This window comes from Acinetobacter sp. ANC 5045, assembly GCF_004331005.1.
GTDB lineage: Bacteria > Pseudomonadota > Gammaproteobacteria > Pseudomonadales > Moraxellaceae > Acinetobacter > Acinetobacter towneri.
The window spans coordinates 37,697-57,355 of record NZ_SJNS01000003.1; the positions used below are offsets into that span (position 1 = coordinate 37,697).

Consider the following 19,659-nt stretch of genomic DNA (forward strand, 5'->3'; position numbering starts at 1 on the left):
CCAGCTAGAAAAATAAGGAATACATCCATGAATTTACAAAATCCAAAAAAATTCAAAATGTTGGTCGATCAGGCACATGAAGTTGCTTTAAATGTATTACGTCCCATTTCAAGGAAATATGATAAAGCCGAACACGCCTACCCGAAAGAATTAGACATGCTTGCCGCCTTAGTTGATGGTATGAACCAAGCGGGCGATGGCATGAATGCAGGTGCAGCAGTCAACAAACGTGGTGACACATCTACAGGTAACAAAAATGGCGTAAATATGTCTACCGCACTGAGTATTGTCGAAATGTGTTATGGCGATACAGGTTTATTACTCAGTATGCCACGCCAAGGTTTAGGTAATTCTGCGATTGCTGCGGTGGCCAATGAAGAACAATTACAACGCTTTAATGGTGTTTGGGCAGCCATGGCAATTACCGAACCCAACTGTGGTTCTGACTCTGCGGCTATTCGTACCACTGCCACCAAAGTAGACAATGAATATATTTTAAATGGTGAAAAGATTTTTGTGACCTCTGGTGACCGCGCCGATGCCGTTGTTGTGTGGGCAACCTTAGACAAAAAACTGGGACGTGCTGCGATCAAATCCTTTGTTGTGACTAAGGGCACACCTGGCATGACCGTGGAACGCTTAGAACATAAATTAGGGATTAAAGCCTCGGACACAGCAACAATTCGATTTGAAAATTGCCGTGTTCCTGCGAGCAACCTTTTAGGCAATACAGAAATTGATGTTGCCAAAGGGTTTGCAGGTGTGATGGAAACCTTTGATAACACTCGCCCTTTGGTGGCAGCTATGGCCGTTGGTTGTGCCAAAGCCGCTTTAGAGCGGATTAAGGAAATTTTTAAAGACCAATTAGATGCAAATTATGCCACGCCCTATTTACAGTGTTCACATATCGCAGCACAGACTTATCGGATGGAAGCAGAATGGGAAGCCGCACGTTTATTGATGCTCAAAGCAGCATGGATGGCAGACAATAAACAGCCTAACTCACGCGAAGCTTCTATTTCCAAAGCCAAAGCTGGTCGCGTGTGTAATGAAATCACGCTCAGGTGTGTCGAGTTAGCTGCATCGGTGGGTTATAACGAAGATGAGTTATTGGAAAAATGGGCACGTGATTCGAAAATTTTAGATATTTTTGAAGGTACGCAACAGATTCAGCTATTGATTATTGCCCGTCGTGAATTAGGTAAAAGTTCGAGTGAGCTCAAGTGATTTTATGATTTAAGGCATATAGTAAAGTAAGATAAAAGACAGATTTTCATAGAAATATTGCTATAAATTTCTGTCTTTTTCGATATAAATTAATCTTCAGGTGAAAAAATTGCGATATATCTTGCTAAAACCTCATCCAAAACATCTGCGTGCGAGGATTCTAAAAACCGCGCGTGTCTAGCTTCAAAATCTAAAGCTCTAGATTGATCACAACGCACAATACCTGTAGTTTTCCCACCAATAAGCTCTACAGCGAAACCCATATTTCGTGCAAAGTTTCCACCAGAAGTAATAGGCAAAACAATCGGCATTTTAGTAATAAGATTAAATGACTTAGGTGAAATAACAAATACAGGTCGCTTACCTTGTTGTTCATGTCCAAGTGTTGGATCTAATGAAATCAAATAAATATCGCCTTGATTCATTAGATTTCTTCTCGCCCAACTGCTTTTACATCATGCCACGCATCTTGCTCTAATGCTAAAGCTTGATGCTCTTGCAGCAAGTCAGCCAATTTATAAGATGGCTTCGCTTTAGGTTCGACCACTAACTTACCATTCACAATGCTCAGAGAAACTTCCTTTCCCGCATCTAAACCTAAACTTTTTAATAATGTAGGCGGTACGGCAAGCATGACCGAACCACCTACTTTTCTCAAGTTTGTATGAATCATACCCACCTCAATATTATATAAATATATAACTTTATTATGCGCCAAAATGAGATGAAGTCAATTCATAGTAAGATGAGTGAAAATAGACATCTGGTATACATCTCAATCTTTCCTTTGAAAGATATATACAAAAGAAATATCAAAATGAATATTAAAAAATAATCTTAATAATTCAATCAATTATCCACCACACCAAATTTCTTAAAAATTCGTGCACGGCGTTTAGGCTGAATATTGGCTTTGTTTAAATTGCCTTGATAATGTTCAAATACACGTTTATCCATAATTTTAAACCACAAAGGTGGAATCATGGCAGGCAGCAACATGCTGGCATAACCGCTTGGTAATTCAGGCGCTTCATCAAAATGTCGCAAAGCCTGAAATGGTCGGGTTGGATAAGCATGATGATCGGAATGACGTTGTAATTGATACAAAAACAAATTGGTCACAATATTGTTATTATTCCAGCTGTGTTCAGGCATAGTGCGCTCATATTTGCCATGCGCATCTTTTTGTCTAAGCAAGCCATAATGTTCTATATAATTAATTATTTCAAACAGGCTAATGCCATAAAAAGCCTGTGTCGCCAAATACGGAATGATCCCAGTACCAAAACGCGCCAACAATGCAGCATGAAATGCCGCACTCATGCCCCAGCCTTGTAATAATTCATTGTCTTTCGACCAAAAACTTTTGCCTTTACGTTTTAAACGCTGAGTTTCAATTTGCAGTGCAGACTTAAACGAACCTTTTACCGTGCGGGGCCAAAACTCATAAAATGTTTCTCCCATACGTGAAGATGCAGGGTCTTCAGGTGTCGCAGCACGTTTATGATGCCCATACGGATGCTCAACCCGAAAATGGTTATATCCTGTTGGTGCTAAAGCCAAATGTGACAGTAAGTGATCTATTTTTGAAGATTTATGGCTGAGTTCATGCGCAGTATTGACAGCAATACCATTCACCATCCCCATGGAAATACCCAGAAAAATTTTATCGACTAACGAGGTTTGTGGCCGTCCAACCAAATAAGCTGCATAAATATTGGCGGCATATTGCAAAGGAATAAAACTTTTCACCAAACGCGAATAATACCGATCTTCCTCAAGTCGTTTCACATCTTCATTGCTTGGGTTATTGGCATCTTGACCAATTAAAGTATCAATTGTTGGAATAATCACATGCAATAATAAAGGGCCACCTAGAGCAAAAACTTTTTTCGCAGGCTTCGGAGCGAATTGATAACCCGCCAAAATCCCCATCCCCAATACAGGTAAAAATGGGCTGATCAACCATAAATAACGCTTTTTATCGAGTTGAGCCGCGCTTTTATAAGAAACATCCTGTTCCATCTCTTTAAGCAAATGAAGTGGTGCGTTCATCTTATTTTCTTCCTTCTACGCTGTTCTACCTATATATTTGAGGAAAGACACGAGAATGAACAGTTGCAGACGTCCAAAAAAGCTATGCAAAAGTCTTTGGCGCAAAAATGCGCTATATTGTCCTGAAATCACAGGTTTATTTTTTATAATGATTTATGCTTAAAATATGGATGCTTTAAGTAAAATTTTTGATGATATACATCTGCACCAATCAGAATATATCTATTTAAATCCTCAAGGAGATTGGTCATTTCAATATCGTGACCAAGGGGCAATGCTGGCTTATGTAGTACTACAAGGCTCGCTGCATATCCATTTATCTGCACAGACACACCTTCACATTGATGCAGGTGATATTGTCCTGATTCCATCGGGTTGCAGTCATTACGCAAGTGCAACTGCAGACACTCACTGGACAGAACACTTTGATATTTCGGATTTATTTCAAATTCAGTCACAGCAGTCAATAAATTTTGGCACGATAAATCACACACAAGCTGAAGACGCATTTATTTTGGTGATTCAATGCCACATGGACACCACCATGGCAAAACCGCTTTTAAGTGCCCTACCCGAATATCTGCATATTCCGCATATCATGTGCAGCACAGCGCCCGAGTGGTTACAAATTGGCTTGCAATTTTTAGCGGTGGAAAGTCATCAAATCCGACCGGGACGGGATAAAATATTAGATCACTTGGTCAGTATTTTACTGATTGAATGTGTGCGTGATTATATTTTTCAGCTTGATGACTCAAATAACTGGCTCGGCGCTTTGGCACATCCTGAACTTTCCAATGCGCTCGCAGCTATTCATGGTCAACCCGAAAAAGCATGGACGGTAGAAAGTTTGGCAGAACAATGTTGCATGTCACGTTCTAAATTTGCCAATTTGTTTAATCAGGTGATTGGTGAGCCGCCTTTGGCATACTTACAACAACATCGGCTACGCTTGGCATCGCATTATTTACAGCAAGGACAATTGTCGATTCAACAAATTGCCCATCGTGTCGGTTATTCTTCCGAAACCGCCTTTAGCCAAACTTTTAAAAAGCAATTCGAGCTAACACCTAGCCAGTATCGGCAGCAGTTTCAAAACAACAATGCAATCACGAAATGAACAGTTTAACGATCTAAAATCGCCAAAATTGCTTGTGCAGGGTCTTCGCTGTTATCGGACAATAATTGCTTATGCATAGTGATATGCTGCATCACCTGAATTTGTGCTGTTTCGATATCAATTAACTTTTCAATTTCTACTGCTAAACGCTCAGGTGTTGCATCCTCCTGAATTAACTCCTGAATCACCTTTTTACCTGCAATAATATTTGGCAATGAATAATAAGGAATTTTCACCAACAGTTTCGCAATCCAATACGTGATCCGATTCAGCTTATAAAACGTAACCATTGGACGATGTAATAGCATTGCTTCTAGCGTCGCCGTGCCTGAAGCTAGTGCAATTATATCGGACGCATTCATCACCTGACGTCCAATTTTAGATTCTGTGCCACGATTTTCTATCAATTGCACTTTGTCTTGTAATGCACTCGGATAAGACTGTAATAACGCTTCAACTTGTTGTTTACGTGCATCATTAATTGCAGGAATTAGAAACTTAAACTGCGGATATTTTTGCGTCAAAATATAAGCCGCATCTAAAACTAACGGCCCTAAACGCTCAATTTCACCACGTCGGCTACCGGGCAAGAGTGCAATATATTGTTGCTGTTGGTCTAAACCCAATTCGAGCTTTGCTGCAGCAATTGGATTTTCCAACGGCAATTGACTCGCCAAAGGATGTCCGACAAAGGCTGCAGGCACATCCCATTTTTTAAAAAAGGCTTTTTCAAACGGAAATAAACACAGCACCAAATCTATACTGGCTTTAATGCCATGCACTCGACCTTGTCGCCATGCCCATACCGAAGGACTAACATATTGCACGGTTTTAATTGGCAAGTTTTTCTGTTTTAAACTTTTGGCAAGACGTAAATTAAAATCGGGTGCATCAACCCCAACAAAGACATCAACAGGATGTTGGCTCCACTTTTCGACCAAACCATCCCGAACTGCAAAGAGTTTTTTCAAATCTTTCAGTACTTCAACAATGCCCATTACCGATAGAATATCCATCGGATAATAACTTTTAAAACCTTCCGCAATCATTTGCGGGCCACCAATGCCTTCAAACTCTGCATCAATGCCTTGCTCACGAAAACGTCGCATGAGTTGTGCCCCTAAAGTATCACCCGATACTTCTCCCACAACGATACCTATTTTAAGTTTCCGATTTTGCAAGCGTTTTGTCCTCTAAATTTTAATGGATATGAATTTTCGCATTTTAGCATAGCCACTGTATTTTGTAAGAAACAGAAAGTAAGCCGTGGCTTGAATCTGCGATCTTTTGCACTGATTTTCCACATTGACTATATCTGTTTTAAGAATAAGTAAATCATTAATCAAGACAACAGCTTATTGCCAAAAGTCATAATATATTCACGATTTTTGACTTCGGCATATCTTCATGGTTGGTCCTTTAGAGTTTATTTTGGCAGGTGTATTGGTCGGCTTCTGCGTGGGTGTGACTGGCGTAGGTGGCGGTTCACTGATGACTCCCATTCTGATCAGCTTGTTTAAAATTGAACCGCATATCGCAATTGGAACAGACCTACTTTATGCCGCTATTTCAAAGTTCTGCGGTTCATTGGTTCATGCCAAAAAAATGAATATTGTATGGCCCATTGTCATTTGGCTTGCGGTGGGCAGTATCCCTGCTTCATTTGCGACCCACTGGGTTTTAGAGAATTATTTAAGCCAATCTACCCATTACAAAATGGTACTGACCGTGGTACTGGGCTTTATGTTGACCTTAACTGGCATCTCAATTGTGTTTCGCAGTCAAATTGAAACGTTTTTTAATAAATACCGTAAACAAGAATTGCCCGATATGACCCAAGACCTTGAAAAGGTCAAACTACAGGCTGCTGATAAGCGTGCCCTCATTGTAATTATGGGAGTTGTACTGGGTGTATTTGTCACACTTTCTTCAGTGGGTGCAGGTGCTTTTGGCATCATGGCATTGGTGCTGATGTTCCCGAATCTACCGATGATTCGTATTATCGGTTCAGATGTCGTGCATGCCGTCTTACTTACCCTAGTTGCAGGCTTAGGTCACATGAGTTCAGGCAATGTCGACTTTCACCTATTGGTTTGGTTGTTGGTTGGCTCGATTCCTGCAATTGTGGTGGGAACTTTAGTCAGTTCACGTTTACCTGAAAAAGTGATTCGTAAAGTTTTAGGTATTACCTTATTTATTATCGGGATTAACTTTATGGTCAATCCTGTGAAATCAAAACCTATCAGCACACCAGAAACTGCAACAGCAGTTTCTGAGGCACAAGCCAGCCAATAATGAATGCTTTATCTGACAGGATTTTGCTAAAACAGACCGTTTAATTTATCTACCCGATTCATCACTTATTTTTTAAAGAAGTATTCATCTTTTTATAACAAAATACAGTGAAATTCATGTTATATTCAGACTATTAAACAATCTTTTGTATGATCAAACCAGTGACGGCAATGAATACTTTACAGTCTAATCCTCTTACACAATCAGACATCGATGACGTGAATATTGAAAGTATTCAGCCACTCGTGACTCCTGCAGAATTAAAAACTGAGTTACCTTTGACTGAAAATGCTTATCAAACCGTTCTTCGTGGTCGTGAAACAATCCGCAATATTTTAGATGGTAAAGACAAGCGTCTATTTGTGGTGATTGGTCCATGTTCTATTCATGACCCTGCTGCTGCACATGAATATGCAGATCGTTTAAAAGTATTAAGCGAAAAAGTAAAAGATTCTCTTTATATTGTGATGCGTGTTTATTTTGAAAAACCACGTACTACAGTGGGCTGGAAAGGCTTAATTAACGATCCAGACATGAATGACTCTTTTAACATTGAAAAAGGCTTGCGTCTTGGTCGTAAACTTTTACTTGAGTTAAATGAAAAAGGTTTGCCATGTGCGACTGAAGCACTTGATCCAAACTCTCCGCAGTATTATCAAGATTTAATTTCTTGGTCTGCAATTGGTGCACGCACTACAGAAAGCCAAACGCACCGTGAAATGTCATCTGGTCTTTCTTCTCCAGTCGGCTTTAAAAATGGTACAGATGGCGGCTTAACAGTTGCTACCAATGCCATGCAGTCGGTAAAACACGGTCACAGCTTCTTGGGTCTTAATGATCAAGGTCAGGTTTCAGTAATTCGTACTAGCGGTAACCCGTATGCACACGTGGTTTTACGTGGTGGTAATGGCAAGCCTAACTACGATGCAGGCTCTGTTGCAGATGCTGAAAATGCATTAAACAAAGCCAAAGTCAGCACCAAAATCATGATTGACACCAGCCATGCTAACTCAAACAAAGACCCATTCTTACAGCCATTGGTATTAAAAAATATCACTGAGCAAATTTTAGATGGCAATAAGTCTATTGTTGGGATTATGGTCGAAAGTCACCTGAAAGGTGGTCGTCAAGATATTCCTGAAAACTTATGCGATTTAGAGTATGGTAAGTCTGTGACTGACGGTTGTATCGACTGGGATACCACTGAAAAAGCATTGCTTGAAATGCATGAAGCATTAAAAGACGTTTTAGTGAATCGTTAAGATTTAAAAACGCCATCTTCATGATGGCGTTTCTATTTGTAGCATAGGAAATTCTGCGCGCATGAATGACATTGAAACCCAACTTAGCCAAATTAAAAATTTCCAGTTCATTCATGAGCGTTTGTTTTCTTCAGGTCAGCCTACGGCTGAAGAATTAAAACAAATTAAAGAATATGGTATTGGCACTGTCATTAATTTGGCTGAAAGTGATGCGGAACACGCCCTTCCCCATGAAGACAAAATTTGTCTGGATGTTGGACTAAACTATATTCAACTGCCAATTTCATGGGAAACACCATCCTCTGATCAATGTTTATTATTGCTCGATTTGGTCAATCATTTATTAGAAAGCCAAATGGTGTGGGTACATTGCAGCAATAACAACCACGTCAGTAGTTTAATGTATTTGCATCGTCAATATTTTATGGATGTGGATATTGCAACGGCTCAAGACTTTTTACATGATATCTGGAAACCCAATGAAACTTGGACAGGCTTAATTCACGCCGTTTCTTTGCAATTACAAGGTCGTAAAGCCACGCAAGATTTACAACAAGCTTTAGAATCTGCTGAACTTTCTTAATTCAGCAGATTGTATAGATAAAATTCTAACGCGATTATTTTGTATGAGAAATCAATACAATCGCTGTTGCTAAAATACCTTCCTGACGCCCAGTAAAACCTAATTTTTCAGTGGTTGTCGCTTTGATACTGATTTGTGTGACCTCTACATCCAATACATCAGCGACACTTTGGCGCATTTCTAGCGTATGCGGTGCAAGTTTAGGACGTTCGCACGCCACAGTAATATCGGCGTTATTCAGTTTATAGCCACGGTCTAAAATGAGTTGATAAACCTGTTTAAGCAATACCCGACTATCTGCACCTTTATAATTTGGATCGGTATCTGGAAAATGCTGCCCAATATCCCCCAGCGCCAAAGCACCTAATAATGCATCGCATAGTGCATGCAGCACTACATCACCATCTGAGTGTGCTTTTAAACCTTGTGTATGAGGAATTTGAACACCTGCAAGCGTCACAAAATCTCCCGCTTCAAAGGCATGAACATCTAATCCTTGTCCAATACGAATCTGTGCAACCATGTTCAACTCCTGTAGAAATAAATCATTGAAATCTTGTATTCATACTTTCGATTTCGCTATATTAGACCTAGCGCAACATAGTGAAAGTATAAGCGATCATGCTGTTGAAATCTGAGATTCATCTTATCAAAAACTTAAGTACACTGCTGTTATTTGGCTGTTTATATTCATCTTTCTCTTATGCACAAGGGATCGATTGTACGTCTACATCCAATAAAAAGTTGGCGCAGGTGTGCACGGAGAATTTCTCAGAATTACGCGAAAAATTAAGTGATCAACATTTAACAGCTTATTTGATGAGTGATGCGCCTATTCGCTTGTTAGAAGACACCCAGCAATTGTGGATACAGCGCTTACAGCAATGCAAAAGCTTGAATTGTTACACTCAGCAATTTGATTTCAGAATTGATCAACTGAATTTTTTCACTTCTATGAATCAAAGCATGACTCAACATTATTTAAAATATGAAAATGGTCAATTTGCTGCGCAGCCCGTACATTTACAAATTCATCAGCTCAATAAAAACAGCATTAAAATTGAAGGGATTGCTTATCGTAATCCAAATAACCGTCTTGAAACCCAAAGCATCGCCTTTTTAGCCTATACAACGCCTGAGCAAAAAAACAAAATCATCGACAATGAGCATGATTGTAGTTACGACTTTGAATACTCGAAAGCGATCTTAAAAATTCAAACCAAACAAAAAGGTTGTGAACGCTTTGCGGGTATCTATCGTTTATACGATTAATCCTTAATAATAGATTTTATTAAACAAATTAAATGAGTAACCACAACACAATTGGCAAAGTTAAAGCGGCAAATACGGTTTGCAGGCTAATAATTGTTGCCATTAAACGACTATCTCCCCCTAAAACTTGTGTAAGTACATAAGCTGCCGATGCAGTAGGTAAAGCAAAAAACAAGACTAAAATTTGTGACTCCAACACGGGAGTATTTAGACTTAGACAAATTAGCCATGCCAAAGCTGGCATAAATAACAAACGCCCAAATACGTTTAATGCCAATGCAAACACATCGCGTTGCAAGCCATTAAATTGCAATGCTGCTCCCACACACATTAATCCCAAAGGCAAACTGCAAAGGGCCATTTGACGAATAAAATGCTCTGCACCTTCCCACAAGGTCAGACCTGCTAAATTAAATAGACCACCAAGAATACAACCCAAAATTAATGGATTTTTCATCAATAACCACAGGATTTGCTTCGCCTGTAAAGCCTTAGTATCGCTTAAAGCCAACACTGATAACACATTCACCAATGGGATGCAGAACACCAAAATAATCGCGAACAGCGCCATGCCCTGCACCTGAAACAATGCTGCGACCAAAGCCAAACCAATATAAGTATTGAAACGTACCATGCTTTGCATATACACCCCAAAACGGACTGCGGGGGTTTTAAAATAGCCGCGCAATGCATATAACAAACAACTTACTAAAGCCACAACAAGCCCCACGACCAACAAAATCTGTGTGATTGATTTCGCTTCAATATTTGCTGTGGCGAGGTTTAAAAACAGCATGCTAGGAAATAAAATATAGTAATTTAACTTTTCTGCACCCTTCCAAAATGGCTCATCCAGCATACGTGATTGCTTAAGGAGATAACCCATTGCAATTAAGGCAATCAAAGGGAAAAGTGCAATAAAAATTAAATGGGTCATGGGGTGCTCTGTGTGTTACTGCTACGTTGTTGTTTTTGAATTATTCCTTAATAAGTAAAGTAAATTTATTGGATATTATAGAGATTGTTTTGTGTTTATCCTATTTGCTTAGGCTATTTTAAAATCGCAGACATGATAAAGATGATGATAGCAACTTACACTTACATCATCTTCCAGATAGATTCAGCATTAGCGATGGGTATGGATAGACATCACAATCCCCATACTCGCCAGCATGGAAATGACTGCCGTTCCACCATAACTCATGAGCGGTAATGGGTCACCGGTTACAGGTAAAATACCACTCACCATCCCAGAGTTTAAAAACACAAAGAAAAAGAAAGTAAGACCGACTGTGCCTGCATACAAACGCCCGAAATTATGGAAACAATTCATCCCAATCATCAAACAACGTAAAATAATGGCAGCAAACAAACTGAACAGTAAAAATACGCCAATAAAGCCAAACTCTTCGGCATAAGTCGACATAATAAAGTCAGTATGATGTTCAGGCAGATAACCCAAATGCGATTGCGTTCCCCCTAAATAACCTTTACCTGTAAAGCCGCCTGACCCAATGGCAATTTTGGATTGAATAATATTCCAGCCCGCCCCCAAAGCATCAGATTCAGGATCAAACAAGGTCAAGACTCTTTTCTTTTGGTATTCCTGGAAAAAGAACATCCAAAGCAATGGTGCTACAACAGCCAGTGCGGTGATAGCTCCTAAGATTAATCGCCATGACATGCCACTTAAAAAAAGTGCAAACACCCCAGGAATAATCAAACCAATGTTTAAGTCGGGTTGCAATGCCACCAAGACAAAAGGAATCATCATAATCACCAAAGCGACAATGATGTGGATAAATTTAGGCGGGAATGCACGACGCGAAAAGTACCATGCCATCATCAATGGCATGGCAAATTTCATAAATTCACTGGGCTGCATACTGCCAATACCTGGCAAGCTGATCCAACGTTTTGCCCCCATACGGGTTTCACCAATGACCAGAACCAAAGCTAGCATGATCACTGCAAAGATATAAAAATATGGACTGGCAGCTTGATATACCTTAGGTGGAATTTGCGCCAAAATAATCATGGCGATAAAGCCAATACCAAAACTGGTCGCTTGACGCAGCACCATCCCCATATCTTGCGCGGTGGCACTATATACCACCATTAAACCTAGAATCGCATTTAAAATCAGAAAACACAGCAACCATGGATCTAAATGTAATTTAGTCCAGCGTGAGGAATCATTTTTAATGCTTCTACCATCACGTAATGAGTGACGTAAAAAACGATACTGCTGCGATGGGTTCATGCGACTCGAAAATAATTTAAAATAGACAGGATGGACAATTATAGAAGTAAAGCGGCACAGAGTGAATCATTAAAGCTTAATCGTTAAAGATTCGAGTTTAACTCAATGTTTATCACACTAGATTTTTATCATCCACGTTGTTGTGAGGCTAAAATTAAACGCGCCAACTCTAAATCATCAGGATAGGTAATTTTAATATTATCTGAACGACCTTGCACTACATTTACAATTTGCCCTGCTGCTTCTAAAGCACTGGCCTCATCGGTAATCGTCAATTGCTGTTTTAATGCAGATTCAATGGCTGTTTTAAGCACATCAAGTTTTGCAATTTGCGGAGTTTGCGCTTGCCAGAGTTGATCACGGCTTACCGTGGTTTCAATTTTTGTGCCTTGGCTTACCTTTTTTAAAGTATCACGCACTGGAATAGCCAAAATTGCACTTTGATCTGTTGCCAGTGCAGTCTGATACAACTGTTCAAGGCAAGCAGCTGTCACACAAGGACGCGCTGCATCATGCACCAAAACCCAGTCATCTGCATGGGCGATTTCAGATAAATAATGCAGTGCATTTAAGACTGAATCCACTCGCTCTGCACCACCTACGCAAAAATGTGCTTTTTCTTTTTGTGCCAAGTTTAGGTTTTGCGCTACATCATCTGCTTGACCAATCGCCAAAACATAACCCGCTAAAGGCAAGTGATTTAAACGTGCGATGCTGTGCGCTAAGACTGTTTGATCTTGAATATACTGATATTGTTTAAGTTCAGTTCTAGAAAAACGACTACCAGAACCCGCTGCGGGAATAACCGACCAAAGTTTAGGGTGTCGGGGCGGTTGCTGCTGCAAGTTGTTGTGATTCATTGGTGCGTAAATCTACTGTGGAATTCGGTTGAATATAAATTGGTTTATATTGTGTGCTGATGGTGCTCATTTGCACAAAGGTTTCATGTGGCTTAATTAAGCCTAAATCTAAACGGGCATGCTCTTCAATGGCTTCTACCCCATTTTTTAAATCATAAACTTCTGCTGCAAGTACACGATTGCGCTCCTTCAGCTCTGTATTTAATTCTATTTGTTGTTGGATTTTTTCTGTCAGTGCAGCATGGTCACGATAACCACCTTCACCAAACCAGTGTAAATATTGAAACCCTGCGATCAAAAAGATCGCAAGGCCCAACAATGCTTTACTCGCTTTGGAGTCAAATACATTTAATAATGACATCTACTGATTTCGCTTAGTTCAAACCTTTGAACTCAGCTTTACCGCGATATGCAGCATTCGTCAATTCTTCAATACGAAGTAATTGGTTATATTTTGCTACACGGTCAGAACGGCACAGTGAACCAGTCTTGATTTGACCTGCTGCTGTACCTACTGCAAGATCCGCAATTGTAGAATCTTCAGTTTCACCTGAACGGTGTGAAATAACAGTTGTGTAACCATTGGCTTTCGCAAGGTAAATTGCATCAAGCGTTTCAGTCAAAGTACCAATTTGGTTGTACTTGATCAGGATTGAGTTACCTACTTTTTCATCGATACCGCGTTGTAAGATTTTCGGGTTAGTAACGAACAAGTCATCACCGACCAATTGAATCTTGTCACCTAAGATCGAAGTGAGGTAAGACCAACCTTCCCAATCAGACTCATCTAAACCATCTTCAATTGAGATAATTGGATATTGATTTACAAGACCAGCTAAATAGTCAGAGAATTGGTTGCTTGTGAATGCTTTGTTGCCTTCACCTGCAAGAATGTACTGACCATTTTTGTAGAATTCTGAAGATGCACAGTCAAGCGCCAACATGATGTCAGAACCCGCTTTGTAGCCAGTCTTCTCAATAGCTTCAAGAATAACTGTGATTGCTTCTTCGTTAGAACGTAAGTTTGGCGCAAAACCACCTTCATCACCCACTGCTGTGTTTAAACCTTTTTGATTCAATACAGATTTTAATGAGTGGAAAATTTCTGCACCAGCACGTAATGCTTCAGAGAATGAAGTAAAGCCCACTGGCTCAATCATGAACTCTTGAATATCAACGTTGTTGTCTGCGTGTGAACCACCATTTAAGATGTTCATCATTGGTACAGGCATGGTTAAAATGCTGTTGTTACGAAGGTCTGCGATGTATTGGAAAAGAGGAATTTTCTTTTCATCAGCAGCAGCGCGCGCAGCAGCCAAAGACACGGCTAAAGTTGCGTTAGCACCTAATTTTTCTTTGTTTTCAGTACCATCAAGCGCAATCATGGTGTTGTCGATGTCTTTTTGTTCAAACACAGACTTACCAAGTAAAGCATCACGAATTAAAGTATTGACGTTATTTACCGCAGTTTTAACGCCTTTACCCAAGTAACGTGCTTTATCGCCATCACGAAGTTCTAGAGCTTCACGAGAACCAGTTGAAGCACCTGATGGTGCACATGCACGGCCAACTACGCCAGATGCTAAGATTACGTCTGCTTCGATGGTTGGGTTACCACGAGAGTCCAAAATTTCACGTGCACGAATGTCAACGATTTGGCTCATGAACAATTCCTCAGTTGATTAATAACGTGATGCTTTAGGCATCAATGAGTCTATAATTTAATATGGATCTAATTTAGTGTGTATCTAGCTTTTGGAAACCTTTTACCAAGGTATCCAATTCTTTAAGCTGTGCCAAGAACGGCTCAAGTTGTGATAGACGCAATGCACATGGGCCATCACACTTTGCCTGCTCTGGTTCAGGATGTGCTTCTAGGAATAAACCTGCCAAGCCAGTTGCCATACCTGCACGTGCCAAGGTGGTAATTTGTGCACGACGACCACCTGCCGAATCTGCACGACCACCCGGAGTTTGCAAAGCATGGGTTACATCAAAGAACACAGGTACATTCATTTCTTTCATGATGTCAAAGCCCAGCATATCGACAACCAAGTTGTTGTAACCAAATGCTGAACCACGCTCACAAAGAATCAATTTGTCATTCCCTGCTTCTAAACACTTATGCAAAATATGACGCATTTCGTGCGGCGCAAGGAATTGTGCTTTTTTGATGTTGATAATGGCTTGAGTTTTTGCCATCGCTTCAACCAAATCGGTTTGGCGACTTAAAAACGCAGGAAGCTGAATAATGTCTGCCACTTCTGCCACAGGCGCAGCCTGATACGGCTCATGTACATCGGTAATAATTGGCACATTAAAATGCTTTTTAATGTCAGCTAGCCATTCAATGCCTTTTTCTAAACCTGGACCACGAAATGAGTTCAGGCTAGAACGGTTGGCTTTGTCAAAACTGGCTTTGAATACATACGGAATATTTAAGCGTGTACAAATATCCACATAAGTTTCAGCAATTTCAAATGCAAGGTCTTTAGACTCAAGTACATTCATGCCGCCAAACAATACAAATGGCAAATGATTCGCCATTTGTATATCACCCAAACGTACAATTTCTTGTGGTTTTAATTGTGACATTTCAACTTCCTAGTTTATCCCTAAAGCCATCTTATTTGGTTTTTTGATGCTGTTGTTTTGCTGCACCAATAAAGCCAGCAAACAATGGATGTCCATCACGTGGCGAGCTGGTAAATTCTGGGTGGAATTGTACCGCAATAAACCAAGGATGTTGCGGAATTTCAACCGTTTCAACCAAGTGCTGAATTGGTGAATAACCCGAAATTTTAAGACCCGCTTCTTCAAGCACAGGAATATAACGGTTATTCATTTCATAGCGATGGCGATGGCGCTCTACAATTTCTGCAGAACCATACACTTCACGGGTTTTCGTACCTTCAACCAATTCAGATTTTTGTGCACCTAAACGCATAGTGCCGCCCAAGTCAGAATCGACAGAACGCTGTTGAACTTCGCCGCGCTCATCTAACCATTCAGTAATCAAACCAATAAGTGGTGATTTAGTCGAACGGTTAAACTCTGTTGAACTTGCATCGGCGATACCTGCCACATTACGTGCATATTCAATCACAGCCAACTGCATACCCAAACAGATTCCCAAGAATGGAACACCGTTTTCACGTGCATATTTGATGGCTTGCATTTTGCCTTCAGTACCGCGCTCACCAAAGCCGCCTGGGACTAAAATTGCATCGGCATCTTTAAGTACGGTATTAACGTCTTGGCTTTCAAGCTCTTCTGCATTGACATAGTCAATTTCAACTTTGACACGGTTTTGAATACCCGCATGTAATAATGCTTCGTTTACAGATTTATAGGCATCTGGTAGTTCAACATATTTACCCACCATCGCCACACGAACGCTGTATTCAGGGTTCAATAATGCATCAACTACGTTATCCCAATCAGATAAATCTGCTTCTGGAAGATCATTGAAGCCAAAACGCTCACAAATTAAATCATCAACGTCTTGTTCATAGAATGTACGTGGAATTTGGTAGATGGTTTTAGCATCTTTACATACCACAACCGCGCGTGCTTCTACGTTGGTAAATAACGCAATTTTACGGGTAGTGTCTGCATCAACATCGTGTTCAGTACGGCAGATGAGAATATCTGGCTGAATACCGATAGATAACAATTCTTTAACTGAGTGTTGAGTTGGCTTGGTTTTTAACTCTGCCGCAGACTTGATATATGGCAATAAAGTTAAGTGCATGAGCATGGTACGCTTATGCCCTAATTCCACCATCAATTGACGTACAGATTCCATGAATGGGAGAGATTCAATGTCACCTACTGTACCGCCAATTTCTACGATTGCGACATCATAGCCTTCGCCTGCGCGAAGTACACGTTCTTTAATATTATCGGTAATGTGTGGAATCACCTGAACTGTACCGCCCAAGTAATCACCACGGCGCTCTTTATTTAGAACGTCTTGATACACGCGACCAGATGTAAAGTTATTTAACTTGGTCATTTTCGCACGACGCAAGAAACGTTCGTAATAACCCAAATCTAAGTCAGTTTCGGCACCATCCTCTGTGACAAAAACTTCACCATGTTGGAAAGGACTCATTGTCCCTGGATCGACATTAATGTATGGATCCATTTTGACCATGGTTACTTTTAAACCACGGGCTTCTAAAAGTGCAGCAACTGAAGCAGCTGAAATACCTTTACCTAGTGATGAAACTACACCACCAGTCACGAAAATAAAATGGGTCATTGGGTTTCTCGTACAATCGAGCCTAAATCGGCCTGCAATGTTGCGCAATTTTACTTTACTCTGCACCAATAAAGCAAAGTCATTCCGCATCAATTCATAGAACAATAAACAATTGGTTATTCTATCAGCATTTCCTATAAAAAATTAGAACTTCTTGAGAGGATTTTCATCTGTCATTTTATTGCTATAATACGTCCGTCTATCCGATCTTTTATTTTGTGCAATTATGAATAAGAAACTTTTAATTTGTGGTGCAATTGCAACGGCGTTGTTATTAACTGCATGTGTAAAAAAAGAACAGCCAAAGCAAGATGAGCAAGAACAAGTAGAGGTTCAAACTGAACAAACTACTGAAACTGCTCAATTTGAACCACTAGAACCTGTTGAAAACATTCAAGATGCTGAACCAGAAGCGCCTGCACAGGTAGAAGTGGAGCGCACTGAAACAGCGAACACCACAACTGAAATCCGTCGTGAAACACCTGCACAACCTGCTGCTGCACCTGCGCCTGCGCCGAAAGCGGCAGCTCCTGTAGCAGAAGATAAACCAACTCAAGCACGTCCAAGCAATAACACAGGTGCTCAATCTGAAGATGATGCTGTTGCCGCTGCGATTGCTGCTGCAACCCCAGCACTTGAGAACTAAGTGCTCACTTAAAACTAAGCTTTAAGTTAAAGTCAGTTTTAAGGTGTAAGTTCTTATCTTAGATTTGAATTGACGTTAAAAAACCCAGTCATTGTGTACTGGGTTTTTTATTCATTTGGATGAGTCTTCGCTGAGATAACTCGTGAATACATTTGCAATACAGCTACCTATTTCTATATAGGTTTGTGCGCTTCACTTTAACTTGCCTGCAGCAACTGCGATTGCACTTTAAAATAATTAGAAATTAAACGCGATGCCCAAGATTTAGTAAAACCGACACCTTCATAAAAACCACAATGACTGCCTTTACGGGTCGTCACTACCATAATATTTGGCATTTTCCGTATGGTTTCTTTATAAGGATCAAAGTTTTTGATGTGGCACACTGGGTCATCTTCTGCATTTAAAACCATAAGCGGAATTTTGACATTCTCAAACACATAAATTGGGTTAATGGCTTGTGTGTAGCTGTCATAATCTTCAAAACCCGCCAATTCAAAATACGCCTTTTCAAACTCTGCCAATGTAGTCGCACTTAACACTTGCGATAAAGATTTTACGTTTTGCCAAATGTCCTGATGGGGCTGAATAAAAAACTGGAATAATTTTTTGGTCATCACTTTACTGTAAAAAGGATGCACATGCTGAAAGCCTAGTTCAGTGTTATATCCTGGGCACAGTGCAAACGCGGCTTTAATTGGGGTTTGCTCGCCTTCTTCGCCCAAATAGCGCACCAATAATCCTGTCCCTGCGGAAGAACCAACAGCATATAATTCAGATTGTGGAAATTGTTGCTGAATAAACACTATTTGTTCACGCAAATCATGCGTCGAACCAAACAGATTCATTTGTGGTACAGGCATAGGTAAATTGCCATGCCCACGACGTAAACATAAGGCAATACGCCACTGTGTCTGTTGATGTAAATCGCGCACCAACTCACGCATACTTTCCAAAGAACCTGTAATGGTATGCATTAAAACAATTGTGGGAGTATCTGCAGGTAAGTCATAACCCACCCAAGCAACTGCGGTGATACCGCCATCTTGCATAGTGAGTTGATCAACCCGATCATACTGCTGACGAATGGTTTTCTTTTTAATTAAATCAAAATATAAAAGATGCGCATGTGTATTGGACAGCCACGGCGTTGGACGGTATTTTTCTTTGAGCTGTGGTAAATAATCCAATACCCGACGGATTTCTCCATGTGGATGATAATACAACGTCGGTAAATCTGCGCCTGTGACCTGATCTAAAACCGCTTGTGTAATTTTCGCTATTTTTTGTAATGTAGACATCATTTTACTCCCAAGCAATACATGCACTTTCAAGCATGCCAACCCGAAACCGATTTCTATAAAACAACTTCATTGCCATACACACGCGGTATTTTATTTTTCGGTTGGCATAAAGGCAGCCATACGTTGTCCCATTTGCACAGTCAATGCCTCTAAACCACTTTTCGGGCGAATCATCACTTCAAAGTCCACAATTTGTCCTTGTGCATTGAATTGAATCATATCAATTCCTTTAAGTTTTTTATCTCCCACATTGGCGGAAAATTCAAGTACAACATTGCAACCATCTTCAGTATAAAACTCACGGTGATAAGTAAAGTTTTCAAAGACCTGAATTACATTGGTCAAAATAAAAAACACCACTTGTTTGCCTGCATAAGGTTGATACGCCACAGGTGAACGAAACACCACATCATCTGCTAGCAATTCACTCAAAATAGACATATCACGGTTTTGCAGCATTGTATGCCAACGCTGTATGGCTAATTTTGTTGTTTCCAAGGTCATG

Annotated in this window: 21 protein-coding genes; 7 read left to right on the forward strand and 14 right to left on the reverse strand. The window is 40.2% G+C overall.

Features of this window, described 5'->3' with window-relative positions; translation table 11 throughout:
• Positions 1 to 27 precede the first annotated feature (27 nt).
• Positions 28 to 1,227: an acyl-CoA dehydrogenase family protein gene (locus E0H79_RS04100; protein ID WP_004973386.1), complete on the forward strand. Its 1,200-nt coding sequence runs from the start codon at positions 28 to 30 to the stop codon at positions 1,225 to 1,227.
• Between the two features lie 89 nt (positions 1,228 to 1,316).
• Here the strand turns inward: E0H79_RS04100 and E0H79_RS04105 are convergent, their stop codons facing one another.
• The 3 genes from E0H79_RS04105 to E0H79_RS04115 form a co-directional block, all read right to left on the reverse strand.
• Entirely contained in the window at positions 1,317 to 1,652 is a 336-nt protein-coding gene (locus tag E0H79_RS04105; RefSeq protein WP_096900853.1) for a type II toxin-antitoxin system PemK/MazF family toxin, read from the reverse strand.
• On the reverse strand, positions 1,652 to 1,900 hold the full coding sequence (locus E0H79_RS04110; protein WP_004973383.1) for an AbrB/MazE/SpoVT family DNA-binding domain-containing protein: 249 nt from the start codon (positions 1,898 to 1,900) through the stop codon (positions 1,652 to 1,654). Before E0H79_RS04110 ends, E0H79_RS04105 begins: the two co-directional genes overlap by 1 nt.
• A 176-nt stretch (positions 1,901 to 2,076) precedes the next feature.
• Positions 2,077 to 3,252, reverse strand: a complete 1,176-nt coding sequence (locus E0H79_RS04115) for an alkane 1-monooxygenase (protein WP_416224535.1) — start codon at positions 3,250 to 3,252, stop codon at positions 2,077 to 2,079.
• 196 nt (positions 3,253 to 3,448) lie between these two features.
• On the opposite strand from E0H79_RS04115, the gene E0H79_RS04120 reads away from it, so the two are divergent.
• A complete protein-coding gene (locus E0H79_RS04120; RefSeq protein ID WP_096900855.1) occupies positions 3,449 to 4,402 on the forward strand; it encodes an AraC family transcriptional regulator in 954 nt (317 codons plus the stop codon).
• Between the two features lie 5 nt (positions 4,403 to 4,407).
• Here E0H79_RS04120 and lpxB read toward each other — a convergent pair whose 3' ends face one another.
• Positions 4,408 to 5,583: a lipid-A-disaccharide synthase gene (lpxB, locus tag E0H79_RS04125; protein ID WP_131260882.1), complete on the reverse strand. Its 1,176-nt coding sequence runs from the start codon at positions 5,581 to 5,583 to the stop codon at positions 4,408 to 4,410.
• A gap of 226 nt (positions 5,584 to 5,809) precedes the next feature.
• Between lpxB and E0H79_RS04130 the strand changes: the two genes are divergently transcribed.
• The 3 genes from E0H79_RS04130 (at position 5,810) to E0H79_RS04140 (ending at position 8,542) form a co-directional block, all read left to right on the forward strand.
• On the forward strand, positions 5,810 to 6,697 hold the full coding sequence (locus E0H79_RS04130; RefSeq protein ID WP_104852074.1) for a sulfite exporter TauE/SafE family protein: 888 nt from the start codon (positions 5,810 to 5,812) through the stop codon (positions 6,695 to 6,697).
• Positions 6,698 to 6,867: 170 nt separating this feature from the next.
• Positions 6,868 to 7,959, forward strand: coding sequence for a 3-deoxy-7-phosphoheptulonate synthase (locus E0H79_RS04135; RefSeq protein WP_042068745.1), 1,092 nt, complete (start codon positions 6,868 to 6,870; stop codon positions 7,957 to 7,959).
• Positions 7,960 to 8,020: 61 nt separating this feature from the next.
• A complete protein-coding gene (locus tag E0H79_RS04140; RefSeq protein WP_131260883.1) occupies positions 8,021 to 8,542 on the forward strand; it encodes a protein tyrosine phosphatase family protein in 522 nt (173 codons plus the stop codon).
• Between the two features lie 34 nt (positions 8,543 to 8,576).
• Here the strand turns inward: E0H79_RS04140 and ispF are convergent, their stop codons facing one another.
• Complete coding sequence (gene ispF / locus E0H79_RS04145) at positions 8,577 to 9,065, reverse strand: 2-C-methyl-D-erythritol 2,4-cyclodiphosphate synthase (RefSeq protein WP_004973369.1); 489 nt, start codon at positions 9,063 to 9,065, stop codon at positions 8,577 to 8,579.
• Positions 9,066 to 9,163: 98 nt separating this feature from the next.
• Between ispF and E0H79_RS04150 the strand changes: the two genes are divergently transcribed.
• Entirely contained in the window at positions 9,164 to 9,814 is a 651-nt protein-coding gene (locus E0H79_RS04150; protein WP_131260884.1) for a hypothetical protein, read from the forward strand.
• A gap of 28 nt (positions 9,815 to 9,842) precedes the next feature.
• Here E0H79_RS04150 and E0H79_RS04155 read toward each other — a convergent pair whose 3' ends face one another.
• From E0H79_RS04155 to E0H79_RS04185, 7 genes are all read right to left on the reverse strand, one after another.
• Positions 9,843 to 10,751 carry an AEC family transporter gene (locus tag E0H79_RS04155; RefSeq protein WP_131260885.1) on the reverse strand — a complete coding sequence of 303 codons (909 nt, stop codon included), beginning with the start codon at positions 10,749 to 10,751 and terminating at the stop codon, positions 9,843 to 9,845.
• A 189-nt stretch (positions 10,752 to 10,940) separates the two neighbouring features.
• Positions 10,941 to 12,077, reverse strand: coding sequence for a rod shape-determining protein RodA (rodA, locus tag E0H79_RS04160; protein ID WP_131260886.1), 1,137 nt, complete (start codon positions 12,075 to 12,077; stop codon positions 10,941 to 10,943).
• Between the two features lie 128 nt (positions 12,078 to 12,205).
• A complete protein-coding gene (gene ispD / locus E0H79_RS04165) occupies positions 12,206 to 12,937 on the reverse strand; it encodes a 2-C-methyl-D-erythritol 4-phosphate cytidylyltransferase (RefSeq protein WP_131260888.1) in 732 nt (243 codons plus the stop codon).
• Positions 12,894 to 13,298 carry a septum formation initiator family protein gene (locus E0H79_RS04170; protein ID WP_004973349.1) on the reverse strand — a complete coding sequence of 135 codons (405 nt, stop codon included), beginning with the start codon at positions 13,296 to 13,298 and terminating at the stop codon, positions 12,894 to 12,896. The genes ispD and E0H79_RS04170 overlap by 44 nt, the downstream gene beginning before the upstream one ends.
• A gap of 13 nt (positions 13,299 to 13,311) precedes the next feature.
• The gene (gene eno, locus E0H79_RS04175; protein WP_004973347.1) at positions 13,312 to 14,601 is read right to left on the reverse strand and encodes a phosphopyruvate hydratase; all 1,290 of its coding nucleotides are present in this window, start codon (positions 14,599 to 14,601) and stop codon (positions 13,312 to 13,314) included.
• 73 nt (positions 14,602 to 14,674) lie between these two features.
• Positions 14,675 to 15,532 (reverse strand): 3-deoxy-8-phosphooctulonate synthase, encoded by an 858-nt coding sequence (gene kdsA, locus E0H79_RS04180; protein WP_004973345.1) that lies wholly within the window; start codon positions 15,530 to 15,532, stop codon positions 14,675 to 14,677.
• A gap of 31 nt (positions 15,533 to 15,563) precedes the next feature.
• The gene (locus E0H79_RS04185) at positions 15,564 to 17,204 is read right to left on the reverse strand and encodes a CTP synthase (RefSeq protein WP_131260889.1); all 1,641 of its coding nucleotides are present in this window, start codon (positions 17,202 to 17,204) and stop codon (positions 15,564 to 15,566) included.
• A 226-nt stretch (positions 17,205 to 17,430) separates the two neighbouring features.
• On the opposite strand from E0H79_RS04185, the gene E0H79_RS04190 reads away from it, so the two are divergent.
• Complete coding sequence (locus E0H79_RS04190; RefSeq protein ID WP_004973341.1) at positions 17,431 to 17,850, forward strand: hypothetical protein; 420 nt, start codon at positions 17,431 to 17,433, stop codon at positions 17,848 to 17,850.
• Positions 17,851 to 18,047: 197 nt separating this feature from the next.
• On the opposite strand, the gene E0H79_RS04195 is transcribed toward E0H79_RS04190, so the two are convergent.
• Both E0H79_RS04195 and E0H79_RS04200 read right to left on the reverse strand, forming a co-directional pair.
• Positions 18,048 to 19,154 carry a YheT family hydrolase gene (locus E0H79_RS04195; RefSeq protein WP_026438425.1) on the reverse strand — a complete coding sequence of 369 codons (1,107 nt, stop codon included), beginning with the start codon at positions 19,152 to 19,154 and terminating at the stop codon, positions 18,048 to 18,050.
• A 90-nt stretch (positions 19,155 to 19,244) separates the two neighbouring features.
• Positions 19,245 to 19,658, reverse strand: coding sequence for a nuclear transport factor 2 family protein (locus tag E0H79_RS04200; RefSeq protein ID WP_131260891.1), 414 nt, complete (start codon positions 19,656 to 19,658; stop codon positions 19,245 to 19,247).
• Position 19,659: the final 1 nt, after the last annotated feature.